This window comes from Chlorobium sp. (assembly GCF_049593655.1).
Taxonomy (GTDB): Bacteria; Bacteroidota; Chlorobiia; order Chlorobiales; family Chlorobiaceae; genus Chlorobium.
On the sequence record NZ_JBAWHG010000011.1, the window covers coordinates 37,638 to 51,131 of the forward strand.

Annotated in this window: 13 protein-coding genes; 7 read left to right on the forward strand and 6 right to left on the reverse strand. The window is 56.7% G+C overall.

Features of this window, described 5'->3' with window-relative positions; all coding sequences use genetic code 11:
• Positions 1-86: 86 nt before the first annotated feature.
• Positions 87-1,019, forward strand: a complete 933-nt coding sequence (locus WBP50_RS01350) for a hypothetical protein (protein WP_423931265.1) — start codon at positions 87-89, stop codon at positions 1,017-1,019.
• 15 nt (positions 1,020-1,034) lie between these two features.
• On the opposite strand, the gene cobS is transcribed toward WBP50_RS01350, so the two are convergent.
• Genes cobS through cobU form a run of 4 tightly spaced genes read right to left on the reverse strand, consistent with a single transcriptional unit; the run spans position 1,035 to position 4,325 of the window.
• On the reverse strand, positions 1,035-1,784 hold the full coding sequence (cobS, locus tag WBP50_RS01355) for an adenosylcobinamide-GDP ribazoletransferase (protein WP_423931277.1): 750 nt from the start codon (positions 1,782-1,784) through the stop codon (positions 1,035-1,037).
• A gap of 5 nt (positions 1,785-1,789) precedes the next feature.
• Positions 1,790-2,677, reverse strand: a complete 888-nt coding sequence (locus WBP50_RS01360; protein ID WP_423931266.1) for an alpha/beta fold hydrolase — start codon at positions 2,675-2,677, stop codon at positions 1,790-1,792.
• Positions 2,670-3,743, reverse strand: a complete 1,074-nt coding sequence (gene cobT / locus WBP50_RS01365; protein WP_423931267.1) for a nicotinate-nucleotide--dimethylbenzimidazole phosphoribosyltransferase — start codon at positions 3,741-3,743, stop codon at positions 2,670-2,672. Before cobT ends, WBP50_RS01360 begins: the two co-directional genes overlap by 8 nt.
• Positions 3,744-3,803: 60 nt before the next feature.
• Positions 3,804-4,325, reverse strand: coding sequence for a bifunctional adenosylcobinamide kinase/adenosylcobinamide-phosphate guanylyltransferase (gene cobU, locus WBP50_RS01370; protein ID WP_423931268.1), 522 nt, complete (start codon positions 4,323-4,325; stop codon positions 3,804-3,806).
• 252 nt (positions 4,326-4,577) lie between these two features.
• Here cobU and WBP50_RS01375 point away from each other — a divergent pair, with 252 nt between their 5' ends.
• The 6 genes from WBP50_RS01375 (at position 4,578) to WBP50_RS01400 (ending at position 11,315) form a co-directional block, all read left to right on the forward strand.
• Positions 4,578-5,186: a hypothetical protein gene (locus WBP50_RS01375; protein WP_423931269.1), complete on the forward strand. Its 609-nt coding sequence runs from the start codon at positions 4,578-4,580 to the stop codon at positions 5,184-5,186.
• 82 nt (positions 5,187-5,268) lie between these two features.
• Positions 5,269-5,889, forward strand: coding sequence for a hypothetical protein (locus WBP50_RS01380; RefSeq protein WP_423931270.1), 621 nt, complete (start codon positions 5,269-5,271; stop codon positions 5,887-5,889).
• Positions 5,890-6,354: 465 nt separating this feature from the next.
• Positions 6,355-6,963, forward strand: a complete 609-nt coding sequence (locus tag WBP50_RS01385) for a hypothetical protein (protein ID WP_423931271.1) — start codon at positions 6,355-6,357, stop codon at positions 6,961-6,963.
• Between the two features lie 156 nt (positions 6,964-7,119).
• Positions 7,120-7,728 carry a hypothetical protein gene (locus WBP50_RS01390; protein WP_423931272.1) on the forward strand — a complete coding sequence of 203 codons (609 nt, stop codon included), beginning with the start codon at positions 7,120-7,122 and terminating at the stop codon, positions 7,726-7,728.
• Between the two features lie 114 nt (positions 7,729-7,842).
• Entirely contained in the window at positions 7,843-8,688 is an 846-nt protein-coding gene (locus WBP50_RS01395) for a fimbrial biogenesis chaperone (protein WP_423931273.1), read from the forward strand.
• 17 nt (positions 8,689-8,705) lie between these two features.
• Complete coding sequence (locus tag WBP50_RS01400) at positions 8,706-11,315, forward strand: MSCRAMM family protein (RefSeq protein ID WP_423931274.1); 2,610 nt, start codon at positions 8,706-8,708, stop codon at positions 11,313-11,315.
• Between the two features lie 28 nt (positions 11,316-11,343).
• Here WBP50_RS01400 and cbiR read toward each other — a convergent pair whose 3' ends face one another.
• Together cbiR and WBP50_RS01410 are read right to left on the reverse strand one after the other, a co-directional pair.
• A complete protein-coding gene (gene cbiR, locus WBP50_RS01405; protein ID WP_423931275.1) occupies positions 11,344-12,189 on the reverse strand; it encodes a cobamide remodeling phosphodiesterase CbiR in 846 nt (281 codons plus the stop codon).
• Positions 12,149-13,432, reverse strand: coding sequence for an ATP-binding cassette domain-containing protein (locus WBP50_RS01410; protein ID WP_423931278.1), 1,284 nt, complete (start codon positions 13,430-13,432; stop codon positions 12,149-12,151). The genes cbiR and WBP50_RS01410 overlap by 41 nt, the downstream gene beginning before the upstream one ends.
• Positions 13,433-13,494 lie beyond the last annotated feature (62 nt).

Here is a 13,494-nt window from a genome sequence, read left to right on the forward strand (position 1 = left end):
GGGCAAAAAATCCATCATGGCACGGTAATTGAATACTATTCTTGTTATACAAAAGACAGTACTCAAACAATATGTTTCCAGACGCCATGAACAGTGTAATGACCCGATACGGTGAACTTTCAGGAGTGGAATTCCATACACTCTTTTCGAACGGCAAAACGGACGGCTGTCTTGTAACCAGACCCAATCTGCTGAAAACCCCGTACGGGGAAATCGTCCCCCAGTACGAAGCCGAAGACATGGGCCGCCGTACGCTCAAACCGATGTATTTTTACAAGGACGGCTCGCTGAAATCGGTTGCCCTGCAGACGCAGAGCATGATCGACACGCCGGTCGGGCGATTTCCCGCCGAACTGGTCACCTTCCATAAAAACGGCGCGATACGCAGGGTTTTCCCTCTTGACGGCAGCCTGAGCGGCTTCTGGTCGTGGCAGAACGAGTTCGCCCTTGCCGAAGCGGCAACGTTCGACACTCCGGTCGGCAGGCTCGAAGCCAAACTCATCAATATCCAGTTCTACGAAAGCGGAGCGCTCAAAAGCATAACCCTCTGGCCGGGCCAGGTGATCACCCTGTCAACGCCACTCGGAGATATCCCTGTCAGAAAAGGCGTCGCATTTTACGAATCGGGAGAGATTCGTTCGTTCGAACCACTGAAAAAAACCGCAGTGCTCACACCGATCGGTCAGGTGCTTGCCTACGACAACGAACCAAACGGCATCCACGGCGACGTCAATTCCGTGCAGCTTGCGCCGGACGGCAGCATAGAGGCGCTCAGCACCGTCGATCATGCCGTTGTTGTTTCACTGCCGGACCAGAACGGGGAGGTATTCAGACCCGGAGTGAAAAACAATGTTTGCGGCGATGAACGAAAGGTGAGCGTGCCCATGAAAATCAGGTTCGAAAACAACAGGGTCGTTTTCCATGAAAACCCCCGGTTTTCTTTCGAGATCAGCAAATACCGCTTCAGGATAAAAGCACTTGCCGAAGACATAAACGAACCGGTCTATTCATGCGGTTAACACCGCAACGAAGGATTACCTGCCGATGATGGCGCAGCCGATCCAGACCGCGGTTTCGGTCAGCTCGCTGACTGCGCCGAGAACATCTCCCGTCACGCCGCCCGCCTTGCGGCGGGCAATCAGCCCCGTTGCAAGTGCGCTCATGACGGCTGCGGCAAGAGCAACCCCGGCAAGCCGGAGATCGGCCTGAAGCAGAAGGAGAAGCAGCGCCGTCGAAGAGAGGCTCGTCAGAACAAGATGAGAACGGCCCGCTCCGGCGACGAACGCCTGAGCCGTCCCCCCTTCGCTGCGCGCATAAGGCATCGAGGAGGCAAGCAGAACCTGAACCCATCGGGCCAGCAGAACACCCGATGCGATTGCTCCGTATGCATGCAGATCGACAAGTTTCACGGCGGCAATCCATTTCAGCAGAAATACCAGCACCAGCGAAAGGGCTCCGAATGAACCGACGTTCGGGTCTTTCATGATGCGCAGCACGGCCTGGCGGTCTTTCCCTCCCCAGAAGCCGTCGGCAAGATCGGCAAGGCCGTCGGCATGCAGACCCCTCGTCAGCAGAACACCGGCAAGAACGGCAGCGAAACCGGCAAGTTCATGCCATCCCGTCGAGGCGGCGGCATATGCGCAAAAAGCCTGAAGCGCCCCGAGAAAGAGGCCGACCAGAGGAAACCAGTAGAGCGCCGTACTGAAGCGCAGCGCATCCTTTCCCGGAACCGGCAGAACCGTCAGGGTACGAAATGCCGTCACCAGCCCTCTGAATGCTTCCATCATCGTCATGTGAAATGGTTCTCAAGAAACGCGCCGAGGGTTTCGGCGAAAATCTCCGGTTTCTCTTCCTGGGGCAGATGCCCGCACTCCGGCACAACCTTCAGCACGGCGTTGGGGAGCGCCCCGGAAAGCCTGAGGGTCTCGGCCGGTTTCACCATCCGGTCGTGATCTCCGGTCATGACCAGTACGGGAACGTCGATGCCTCCCAGCCGTGCCTCGAGTCCGAGATTGTGACTTGAGAGCAGCAGCTCCCAGAACGCCCTGCCCCAGCTGCCCTGCATCATGTCCCGGCGATATGCGGCAAGCAGCTCTTTTCCGGGCATTGACGGATCATGCCAGAAGGTCCGGTGAAGCCTGTTGAAAGCCGCACCGATCATCACCCTGGCGAACGCTCCACCCAGAGGAGCCGCCGCCTTGAGCAGCGGATAGAGCCATGGGGGAAATTCACTGGTTGCATAGCCGCTGTAGACCATTGCGTCGGCCAGCACAAGTCCCGAAACCTTGCCGGGATGCCTGATCGCCGCCAGCAGGGCGATGGTGCCTCCCGTGGAGTTGCCGACAAGCACGGCCTGGCGGTGACCGAGTTTTTCAAGCAGCGCCGCGACAAGATCGGCCTGGCCTTCGGGACTGTATGGATTTGGTTTTTCCGGAACAGGAAGAGGACGTCCGGTGCAGCCGAATGCCGGACGGTCGATGGCTATCACGCTGCAGCGTTCAGCAAGGGGTTCGAAAACAAGCCTCCAGCTCCTCATCGACAGAAAGCTGCCGTGAAGAAACAACAGCACGGGCCCGCCGCTGCCCAGAGAACGGCAGTGCACCTGCAGACCGTTCACGTCGATGAACCGCTCTCCGGCTTCCATCGGCCCTGAACATTCACGCTTCTCCTCACCCACGGCTTTCCCCGGATTTTTCACTGACCTGTGCAGAGCTGAACGTAGCCATCCCGTTATACACTTTCAGTGCCCCATCGATGACCTGCATGGCGAGCGCCGCCCCGGTACCCTCCCCGAGCCGCAGGTCGAGGTCGAGAATCGGACGCAGGCCAAGCTGCTGCATGACGGTTTTATGCCCCTGTTCGTTCGATACATGGCTGAAAAAGAGATAGTCGGTTACCGCAGGACAGATCTTCATGGCGGCGACAGCTCCTGCCGAAGAGATGAATCCGTCGACAACAACCGGAATCCTGCAGGCTGCGGCTCCAAGCACAAACCCTGCAATTGCGGCGATTTCATAGCCTCCGAGGGCCGCAAGAGCAGCGAAGGGCGTCCCGCATCCCGACCTGTTCACGTCGATAGCCTTGCGGATAACAGCTTTCTTGTGCTCAAACCGCTCATTGTCGATACCGGTTCCCCTTCCGGTGATGGTTTCGGGGAGAACCCCGAGCAGGACAGCATAAAGGGCTGTCGCCGCAGTGGTATTGGCAATGCCCATCTCTCCGGTTCCGAGAAGGCTGTACCCTGCCTTTTCCGCCTCAGCCGCAAGTTCGGCTCCGCACAGCACGGCCTGAAGCGCCTCGGCCTCGCTCATGGCGGGGCCGCAGGCAATATTGGCGCTTCCCGGCCCGATCTTTTTATGGACAAGGCCGGCGAGACCGGCAAAATCGTGGTTGACCCCGACATCGACGACATCGAGATCCGCTCCGGCATGCCTTGAGAGCACATTGATGGCTGCTCCTCCACGCACCATATTGTAAACCATCTGCGGAGTCACTTCGGCAGGGAAAGCCGAAACCCCTTCGGCAGCCACACCGTGATCGGCAGCAAAACAGCAGATTTTCTTTTTCTTCAGTGATGGAGCAAGCGATCCTGTAGCGAGAATGAACTGCATGGCAATCTCCTCAAGACGGCCGAGACTTCCTTTCGGTTTGGTGAGATCGTCGAGATGCGCCTGAACCACGGCTCCCAACGAGCGGTCGACAGGATGGATGCGCTGTAAAAGAAGCTGAAGGCTTTCCGGCATAAGAGTACTGATTGGTAAAGGAAGTTATTCAATAAAAAACCATACGGCATGCAGGGGACGCTACTTCAACCGCAGAGGCAGTCCGCTGCAGAGCAGCCAGGCTTCCGAAGCGAGCGCCGCCACTTTCTGGTTCACGCTGCCCGCGATATCACGGAATTTCCGGGCCATGGCATTCTCGGGCACAATACCCATTCCTACCTCGTTCGAAACAAGGATGACCCTGCAGGGCGGATTGCGGAGCGTATCGAGCAAAGCTTCGAGTCTCAGGTCGATCCCGAATCCGGCGCCGGATTCGAAGTGGTGCATGAGATTGCCTGCCCAGACCGTAAGGCAGTCGACCAGCACCACGTCGATACCTGAAGGCAGATTCCTGATTGCCCGATCGAGGTAAAGCGGCTCCTCCACGGTTACAAAACCATCTCCCCTTTCCTGCCGGTGCCGGTCTATTCTATCCTGCATCTCGTGGTCGAAGGGTTCGGCCGTAGCAAGAAAAACCCTTTTTTCAAAGGATTGCGCATACTTGAGGGCAAAGGCGCTTTTGCCGCTCCTGGCTCCACCGGTAACAAAAACAACATCGGTCATCGTGCTTCCTGAATGGTTACAATCCGTAAAAACGCCAAGATACAAACTATTTCGTTACTCCGGGCAAAAACCGGGAAGAGACGGAATTTTGCAAAGGACGGGATTTTGCATACTTTTAACTGTAATGGCCATAGAGCCGAAGCCTCAAAACCCCGAAACCCTGAAGAGCGCCCGTACAGCGTCATTAACGGCAGTGTGCAATTGACCGGCACAGCGCGTTATCCGCTGCCTGAGCACAACGGAGGAGCCCTCATGAACCTGAAATCCCCTTTTTTGGCGCTCGCACTGTTGGCGATGCTTTTGATTGTCTGCTTAACGACTCCTGCTTCCGAGGCATCGACAAAAACCGGCAGTACAACGGTATCCATAACGCTGCCCGACTGCATTATCCTGCATTACTATTCCGAACTCAACCTGAAGTTCGAGGAGTACTCCCAGGCCGTTGACCAGGGAGGAAGCGGAACATGGAACGTCCAGTGGAGCGGAGCTGCAGACGGAGGAAGCCAGTTATCGGCGAGCACCATCCAGGATGTGCTTCCCGGGACGGTTACGATGACCATACCCAATGTGTGGGCTGTCAGAGGCCTTTCTCCCTCAGGCAACGCAAAGGTCACCATTACGGTGGTCAACAACCAGCTGGTATCCGGCTCTTCGAAAATAACCATCCTGAACGGCGCCGGCCAAACCCAGATCGACGACAATGCCGGCCATTCCGGCACCAGCATCAATACCAGCCTGAACGGCCTGACCACATCCACGGCTACAATAGGAAACGTCCTGATGACACTGGACTTTTCGCAAACAAACATGGCCGGGGCGCACAGTGGCGGCCAGTACAAGATAACAGCCGAGACCATTTAGCCTGGCGCAGTTCACCGGGCCGGCCGAAAACGAAAGCAGAACGGCCCGGCCGAATTGAAATCATGAACCGTTTCCTGACACGATGAAGTACTTCTCCCCGCCGGCCTTCCGCAACCTGACAAGGCAACACCCTGGGCACCATGCAAAGCCGTTTTCCGGCAGGCCGTTCATTACCTTGTCGATCATGCTGCTTTTTTCTGTTATCACGAGCAAACCGGCAACCGCTGCCACGTTCACCGTTACATCGTCAAAGACACTGACGGCCGCCGCCCTGAGTGAACTTGGCCTTTCATCGAGCGGCACGGCATACAGCGAGGGCAGCTATAACACCGATGTCACGTGGCAGGGCGATGTGGACGGCCAGGCGTCGAGCCTGGATCAGGTCATTACCGGAACCTCGGTCGTCCGCAACAGTATCCTCCTCTGGTACTACAGCTACAACAGCGGCTACGAAGCCCGGCCGACCTTCAATGCAAGCTACCGGATATTCGGCACGGGGGGCATCGAGAATACCCTTTCATCACTGACCGCCAGTTCATCGACCATCGAAGCGACCATCACCGCCCAGCCTGTCACCTGCTCGAAATACAGCGGTTTGACCTACCGCTGCTACGGCTACGCCAACCTGAATCTCAACCTTGCCGACGCCAAACGCTCCGGGACCTACAGAGGCACGGTACAGATCACCATTGTCTATTACTGATTCATTTCCGAAGCCTCACGATTTCCGATCGCAGGAAAAACCTGCGCCGCTCTCTTCCCCATGCCGACTCCACCGCTCCGGCAGCGCTCCGAAATCCTCTGTTCTCTCCCGCTGCCTGCGGCAGCCCTGATCCCCCCTTTCGCCCTGCAATCAGCAGAGACACCTCATGGCAAGCATCTCCATATCCCGCTTTCATGTCGCTCAGAAGCGCACGGACGGCATGCATCTGAAACCGGATAAACATAATCGTCTCAACGTATCAGGAACAGGACAACTGTCTCATGGCGCAACGGCTCGATAAGCACCACCGCACGGAAGAGGAGAAGCAGAACGCAACGGAGAGACACACTCAACTTATTATTTTAAAATATTTTACAAGAAACAGGAGTACACATTTCAATATTTGGCACGGTTATTGTGTAATGACTGACAGAAACGAACCCCAACGTAACTGGAACAGTCATCATGAAAACCCTCAACGCCAAGATCGGAAGCCTTCTCCTCGTGATCATACTCTCGATCATGACGACAACCCAGGCAATTGCTGCAAGCACAAGCGGAACAACCAATGTAACGGTTACCGTACCCGAATTCATCATTCTCCACTACTACTCCTCCGTAACCCTGAACTTCGCGACACCTGATTCGGAAGCCCTGAATGAAGGATCGAACACCGTGGATGCATCCTTTGACGGCACGACCTCGGGAGGCGCCGATCTTGCCGAGGCGAACCTGATGAACGCAGCACTGGAACTCGACGGAAGCAAGACAACCGTAACGCTGTCGAACGTCTGGGCGGTAAGAGGATTTTCAACGAACGGTAACGCAAAAGTCGAGGTAAGCGTACCTGCCGGAAAGGAAACCATGAGCCTCAACGGTTCGGAAATCTCGATCTCTAACGTAAAGGTAAGCGACAACGTGACCTCGGGAAGCTCCATCACCACAAAGCTGAACGGCATCACCAAAAGCAACGCGACCTTCGGCAACATCGAAATGGACCTGGATTTCTCAAAGACCAGCCGCTCGGGCCTGCACACAGGCGGACAGTACACCATCACCGCAACCACCATCTGAGTCCCCGGTTCAGAATACCCGGTCGGACTGCGCCAGAAGCCGCTTTTTTCCCTGACAGGAAGAAGGCGGCTTTCCTGCATGAAAAGAAGCTCACCCTTTTCTTGTTACACATCTACTTATTATATTGCTGCTTATAAACCCCAAACCTTACCCCCCATGATCGACATGAAATACCTCAAGGCCGGCGTACTTGCCTCCGTGATCTCGTTAACAATGGCCGGCAATGCCGAATGCGCGGTCAGCAGCCGCGGAACCGCCGACATTTCCGCCAATGTCCCGGAGTTCATCATTCTGCACTACTACTCCTCGCTTTCGCTCAATTTCGCCACACCGGAATCCGAAGGCCTCGATGAAGGCGCAAACACCCTCAATGTCTCCTGGAAGGGCGACGCCAGCGGAGGAGAGGAACTGGCTTCGTCGAACCTCCTGGGCGCCAAAATGGAACTCGACGGCACCACGACAACGGTCCGGATGCCCAATGTGTGGGCAGTCAGGGGCTTCTCGAAAAACGGAACCGCCAGTGTGACCGCAACGATACCTTCCGGCAAGGGTACGCTTTCGAACGGCGAATCACAGATCGGCATTTCAAATGTGCAGGTAAGCGACAACAGCAATACCGCAGCAACGATCACCACGCCCCTGAACGGCATTGCCAGAAGCAGGGCCACCATCGGCAGCATCCTCTTTGACCTCGACTTCTCCAAGACGAACCGGTCGGGCACGCATTCCGGCGGCCAGTACACCATTACCGCTTCAACCATGTAGCACCGCTTTCCGGGTCAGGAAGGAGTCGGCTCATGCGTCCTCCTGACCGGGAAGATAAACTGCAGCAATTGCCCGGTACACAGCAACAACCGTAATCCCAATTATTCCAGACCGATGAAAAACCCCCTCGTTCTCCTGCTGTCCCTGATCATGACACTATCGATCCCATCTCTTCTCCGGGCTGACGAACCGCCTCCCGGACAGATCGGCGTCGCACCCTCCATGTTCGAGATTGCAATCGGCCAGAACCCTGTCAATGAATCGGTGAGGATTTTCAACCTGAAAAAAACCCCTACCACCGTCAAGGTCGAGGTATACAACTGGACTCTCGATGAAAAAAACGAGGTAAAGCTTCTCCCCCCGGATAAACAGTCGCTCGAACGCTGGATGCTCATCAACCCGATCTCCTTCACCGTCGATCCGGGAAAAAGCCAGGTCGTGCGGTTCTCCATTCGCCCGACGGCAAAACCCGATCCCGGAGAACACAGGGCCATCATCTATTTTGTCGAACAACCGGCCACGGCAAATGCCGACAGCTCCAAGGCTCTCGAAATCCTCTTCAAGCTCGGCGTCGGGGTTTACGGATATGCCGATCCGGTAAAGCATTCAGGAGTGCTGAATACGCTCTCGTTCGATAAAGCATCATCGTCGATCGTCGCCGATATCGCCAACAGCGGCAACGTCCATACCCGTCTTAAAGGCAATTATTCGATATGGAAAAAAGATGCGTTTCCCGGCATAGGCGCCGCCGCCAAATTCGCCGATACCGATAAAAAGGAAAAACAGCCGGCAGGATTGATCATTTCAGGTCAGATAAACCAGACCCCTGTACTGCCGGGCAGCCGCCGGACACTCTCCACCCAGATTCCGCTGCCGAAAGCCCCCGGCAGTTACATTGTTGCCGTAAACGGAAGCATCGACGGGAAAACCGTTGAGAAAACCTTCATTATCGCCCGATAATCCCCCATTTTTCAGGGATGCGCGCCATTAAGGAGTGGGGAATCATGCTGACAGTCCTCGGCTGTCAGCATGCACTCCCCTTCACTGCTTTTGCGGCTGAGCCTCGTCCCGAAAGCGCGACGCAGGCCCCCGCATCGGAGGAAGCTGCTGCATCCGTGCAGCTGGAGCCGCTTCTGGTGGATGTTCTGTTCAACAGGCGCTCAACAGGCGCCCAGCTCTGCTACAGGCTTCAGGACGAATACTGGGTGCCCTTCGCCCTTTTTCTCGAGCAAAGCGGGCTGCAGGCACCTGAAATCGGCAAAGGCCGGATAAGCTTCGAAACGACTCTCGGCACCATTACCTTCGACTCCGGATCGGTAAAACTCATCGACAGGACACTCTGCATATCACTGAGCGAGCTGAAAAAGACCTTTCTTGTCGCAGGACGCTTCAACCAGTCTGCCTTTGCCATAGAACTCGATGTACCCTGGCACCCCGGCCGCCCCGAATCGCACGTAAAAAAAACCGAACCGGTAATCCCCGACATCAAGGCTCCCGGCAGCTCGCTCTCCTTTCTGCGCTTCGAACCGGAAATCACCTGGGATTTCGATGCGACCCCCGAAAAAAACCTGTTTTTCGAAGCCGGAGGCCGGGTATTCGGAGGGGTATGGGACATCACGCTGGAAGGTGATCCGGAACAGTCCTTCATCCCGACCCGTTACCACTGGACTGCCTTCAGCAGAAACCTGGCCATCCGTCTCGGAACGGGCTCATCCGACATCTATCCGCTGATCGATGACGAAAGCTTCACCGGGCTCCAGTTCGGATGGAACAATCACAACATTCTCAATCAGCTCGATTTCGAACGATACAGTGATTCGGACGTCTTTCTCTCCCTGGACCGCACACAGCAGCGTTCGATTGAAGGAAGCGGTCCGCCGGCTGCGATTGCCGAACTGCGCCTTGACGGCGTTGTTGCCGCCCGGCAGCGGATAGGGCTCGACGGCCGCTTCAGGTTCAGCAACGTCAGGATGACCAGTGACCTGAGAAAAACCGAAGTCTGGCTGTTTGAGCGATCCCTGAGGGAAAAGCCTCTTGCAATACTCGACTACACCATATCGATCATGAACCGGAGCCTTCCGGCAGGAGAAATCCTGATCCGGGGAGGCGGGGGCGTAACAGGCAATCCTCTCGACCAGAGCGACGAACCCGGACGGCTGACAGGGTTCGGGCACATCATGTACGGTCTCGGTAACAGGATAACCCTTGAGGGGGGCGTGCAGCACAACCCCGACAACCGTTCCGCCGACCTCATGCTCGGCTCGGTTGTCTCGTTTGGCGGAAACTGGGCGGCCGCCCTCTACGGGGCGCGCTCGAACGGAAGATACGGAGCGGACGTCCGGCTTGAGGGACATGGAAAGCACTGGGACGTGTCGGCTCTTTCAAGCTGGCAGGAGAGCGGATTTTCCAGCGACGACACCGAGCGCACGCAGGATCACTCCCTGCGTTTTTCGGCAGGCATTCTTGAACCGTTCGATATGCTCCTCTACGGACGCTATTCCAGAACAGGCGACGGAGAGATCCGGAAGTTTCTCCTTCCCGGACTTTACTGGACGGTCGCGCCATGGCTGATGTTCTCCGCCCTTCCGGATGACGACGAGAAGTACCGTTATGAAACCACCCTGCGCCTCGGAAGCCGCAGCGACCTCTCCGTTGTCTATGAAAAGCAGACCGTTACCGGCGACTGGCGATTCGATTTCAGCCGTTCGCTCATCGGCCGGTTCATGCACTCCTATGCGACAAAGACCGGAGACCAGCTATCGAGTCTCTACCTCGACTGGTATCCCGGAGGATCGCGCTTCGACCTGATCCGCCTGGGGGCGTCCCGTTCCGGAAGCGAGATCGGCTACTCGGCGGCATGGAGCAAGTTCATCAACGCCGGTCTGCGCTTCAGTCTTCAGTACAGCTACAACATGAACAACGCCCATCAGCTTGACACGGAAGAAAACTTTATCGAGGATTTCGTCGAGACCGAGGCCCGCCATTTCGCCTCCTTTACCATGACCTGGGATATGGGTTTTTCGAAAAAAAGGGCATTTCCGGTCAACCGGTCGGCCATCAGCCACACCAGGGGCGGACTTGCCGGCTCCCTCGATATCATGAACGATACCCGGCTGGGCTCTTCAGACATCAACGACGTCGATATTCTCCTGAACGGAAGAAAACTCGGCCAGCGCCAGATAGACGGAACGTTCTTCGTGGGAAACCTCCGGCCTGGAGTCTACAGTGTCGATATCGACACCGAAAAACTGCCCCTCGAACTGAACGTCTCCCGCAACTCGGTTAAAGTCGAGGTCCGCAACGGCGCGGTCACCGAAGTCAATATTCCGGTTTATGCGGAGTTCGGGGTTGCCGGGTGTCTGAGCGACTCCCGGGGCAACGGCGTTGCCGGCGTACTGCTGGAAATTATCGACGCCTCGGGCGCTCCGGCGGGAAAGGCCATAACCGACCAGTTCGGATATTACCGGGTTGACAAACTTCGTTCGGGCACCTACACGCTTAAAACTCCCGGAGGGGAAAGCTCGCAGCAGAAAACCTTCACCATCGCCGGCGACTTCGTTTTCGACGTCAATCTCACGACTCCCTGACAGGAACCGTGCGTCCGGAAGCCGGCATCTATGGAACCCGGGACTCCATTATCCTCGACGAATCGGAGAAATCCTCTTCCGAAAAAATCTCGAGCGTAAACACCCTGTCGGTTCGGGGATCGTCCTGAAGAGCCTGCATAACCATATCGAGCACACGGGGATTCATGCCGGAGAGCGAATTATGGTCCTTTCCCTCCCTCGTACCGTGCATATGCAGCACTCCGGCACGGGAAAGGTAACGCTGGAGATAGGCCTCCGTCGGAAAGCCGTAATACTCGAGGTGACCGACATCGAGCGTCACCGAAAAACCGTACTCCTCCACCACCGGCATCACCAGCTCATAGGGATAGTTGAGGTTTTCAACACAGATCGATGACGGCTCGACAGGCATCCTGTCGAGCAGCATGGCGGACGAGTCATGCAGCGAATCGACAAACAGCCGCATTTCGGCCTCTGAAAAACCGTTGATATCGACACCGGGTCCCGCTTCGAAATGCAGCACGTACGCCGACTTCGGCAGAATTTCGGTCAATTCGGCGATTCTCCGGCACTTGCCCACCGAGCGCTTGCGCTCGCCTCTGTCGGGGTGACCGAGATAGACATCGAGCGGCAGGTGCACCGAATAGGTAAGGTCATGCTCTCCGGCAAGTGATGCAAGGCGCTGCATATCCGCCGCTGAGGGAAGGTTGCTGAACTCGTCGGACTCGAACAGCACCAGTTCGATGTCGTCTACCTTGTCCTTCAGATACTCGACATTGGGAATGATGTCGGCGGGAATAATATAGGATGTCGTACCGAACCGGAAAGGAAAGCGGTTTTTCATTGCGGAGCATTCAGGATTGAAAAGATTTCTGGAGATGGATGAGCAGCTCATGCATGGAACTCCAGGTTTGCGCCCCTTTTGCAAGCAGTTCGGCGGCTTTCCGTCCGGCCGCCTTTCCTTCGGTGTAATCGCGGGCTCCGATACCGTCGGCAAGAAAAACCGGTTTTCCCGCTGCAAGCGCTTCGTCGGCAAGAGAGAGATTGACCAGATTGCCCGAACCGAACGGCACACCGGTAACCACAACCATATCGGCAGAGGCCGCCATAACCGAGGCCTCCCGGTAACAGGCGCTCCCTACGGCTGAAAACGGCTGTTCGAGCACGGCATCGAGATGGAGCGCTCTTGCCGCTTCCGCATCGGAATCGAGCCTGTTGAGCACGCCGGTACTCACGTCATACCCCTCGATCAGCAATCGCCGGTAAAGTTCTATACCGCTTCCGCCACCCGCTATGACATGAACGCGCCGGTTGAGCGACTTCCTGCTGCGGCCTGCACGGAGATCGCCGCTCACCTGCAGTTCCCCGCTCCAGGGGTCTTTGCGTACCTGCAGCTCGCAATTGTAGATCCGGCTGAGCAGTTCTGCACGCAGCACCTCCTGCGGCGTTCCGGCTGCGGCAAGCGTTCCGCCGTCGAGAAGCAGAAGGCGGTCGGAGAGCTGTGCGGCAAGCGTAAGGTCGTGGCTGACCAGGATCACGGTGATGCGCTGCTCCCGGTTGATGTTCAAGAGAATCTGCAGCACCTCCTGCCGGTGGTTGATATCGAGATGGGCTATCGACTCGTCAAGCATGATGATGCGCGGCTCCTGCGCAAGCACCATGGCGAGGGTTACGCGCTGCTGTTCTCCGCCGCTCAGCTCCATGAAGTACCGGTCGCGGAGAGAGAACACATCGGTATAGATCATCGCCCGCTCGACGATATCGTCGTCGAGCGGGCCGGGTCTGCCGAAAAGACCCATGGAGCTGATTCTGCCGTTCATGACCAGTTCACCGACACGGAAAGCCATGGGAGACTCGATCTTCTGGGGCACCACCCCTACGAGCGCTGCCCGCTCTGCGGCCTTGAGGCGCTCTGCCGGCTGGCCGAAAAGCGAAACGGAACCGGAAACCGGCCTGATGAGCGCCGCTGCGGTTTTCAGCAGCGTGCTCTTGCCGCATCCGTTAGGACCGATGAGCGACACGAACTCCCCCTCGGCGACGGAGAAACTCACGCTGTGCAGTACCTCCCTGCCCCGGTACCCCGAGGAAACATCCCTGAACGCAAGCGCCGGACTCTCTGCTGGTCTATGCTCGATCATAAGAAAAAAGTACCAAAGTGACCTGAAAGAAAAAACGGTGCGCTGCAAGCGGGAACACGGAC

Bases quoted from the DNA above. Each gene is read 5' to 3' on its own strand.
- cobS (WP_423931277.1), bottom strand. From the start codon at position 1,784: ATGGAAGCATTCAGAGGGCTGGTGACGGCATTTCGTACCCTGACGGTT.
- cbiR (WP_423931275.1), bottom strand. From the start codon at position 12,189: ATGAGCTGCTCATCCATCTCCAGAAATCTTTTCAATCCTGAATGCTCC.
- WBP50_RS01350 (WP_423931265.1), top strand. From the start codon at position 87: ATGAACAGTGTAATGACCCGATACGGTGAACTTTCAGGAGTGGAATTC.
- WBP50_RS01375 (WP_423931269.1), top strand. From the start codon at position 4,578: ATGAACCTGAAATCCCCTTTTTTGGCGCTCGCACTGTTGGCGATGCTT.
- WBP50_RS01410 (WP_423931278.1), bottom strand. From the start codon at position 13,432: ATGATCGAGCATAGACCAGCAGAGAGTCCGGCGCTTGCGTTCAGGGAT.
- WBP50_RS01385 (WP_423931271.1), top strand. From the start codon at position 6,355: ATGAAAACCCTCAACGCCAAGATCGGAAGCCTTCTCCTCGTGATCATA.
- WBP50_RS01380 (WP_423931270.1), top strand. From the start codon at position 5,269: ATGAAGTACTTCTCCCCGCCGGCCTTCCGCAACCTGACAAGGCAACAC.
- cobT (WP_423931267.1), bottom strand. From the start codon at position 3,743: ATGCCGGAAAGCCTTCAGCTTCTTTTACAGCGCATCCATCCTGTCGAC.
- WBP50_RS01390 (WP_423931272.1), top strand. From the start codon at position 7,120: ATGATCGACATGAAATACCTCAAGGCCGGCGTACTTGCCTCCGTGATC.
- WBP50_RS01395 (WP_423931273.1), top strand. From the start codon at position 7,843: ATGAAAAACCCCCTCGTTCTCCTGCTGTCCCTGATCATGACACTATCG.
- cobU (WP_423931268.1), bottom strand. From the start codon at position 4,325: ATGACCGATGTTGTTTTTGTTACCGGTGGAGCCAGGAGCGGCAAAAGC.
- WBP50_RS01400 (WP_423931274.1), top strand. From the start codon at position 8,706: ATGCGCGCCATTAAGGAGTGGGGAATCATGCTGACAGTCCTCGGCTGT.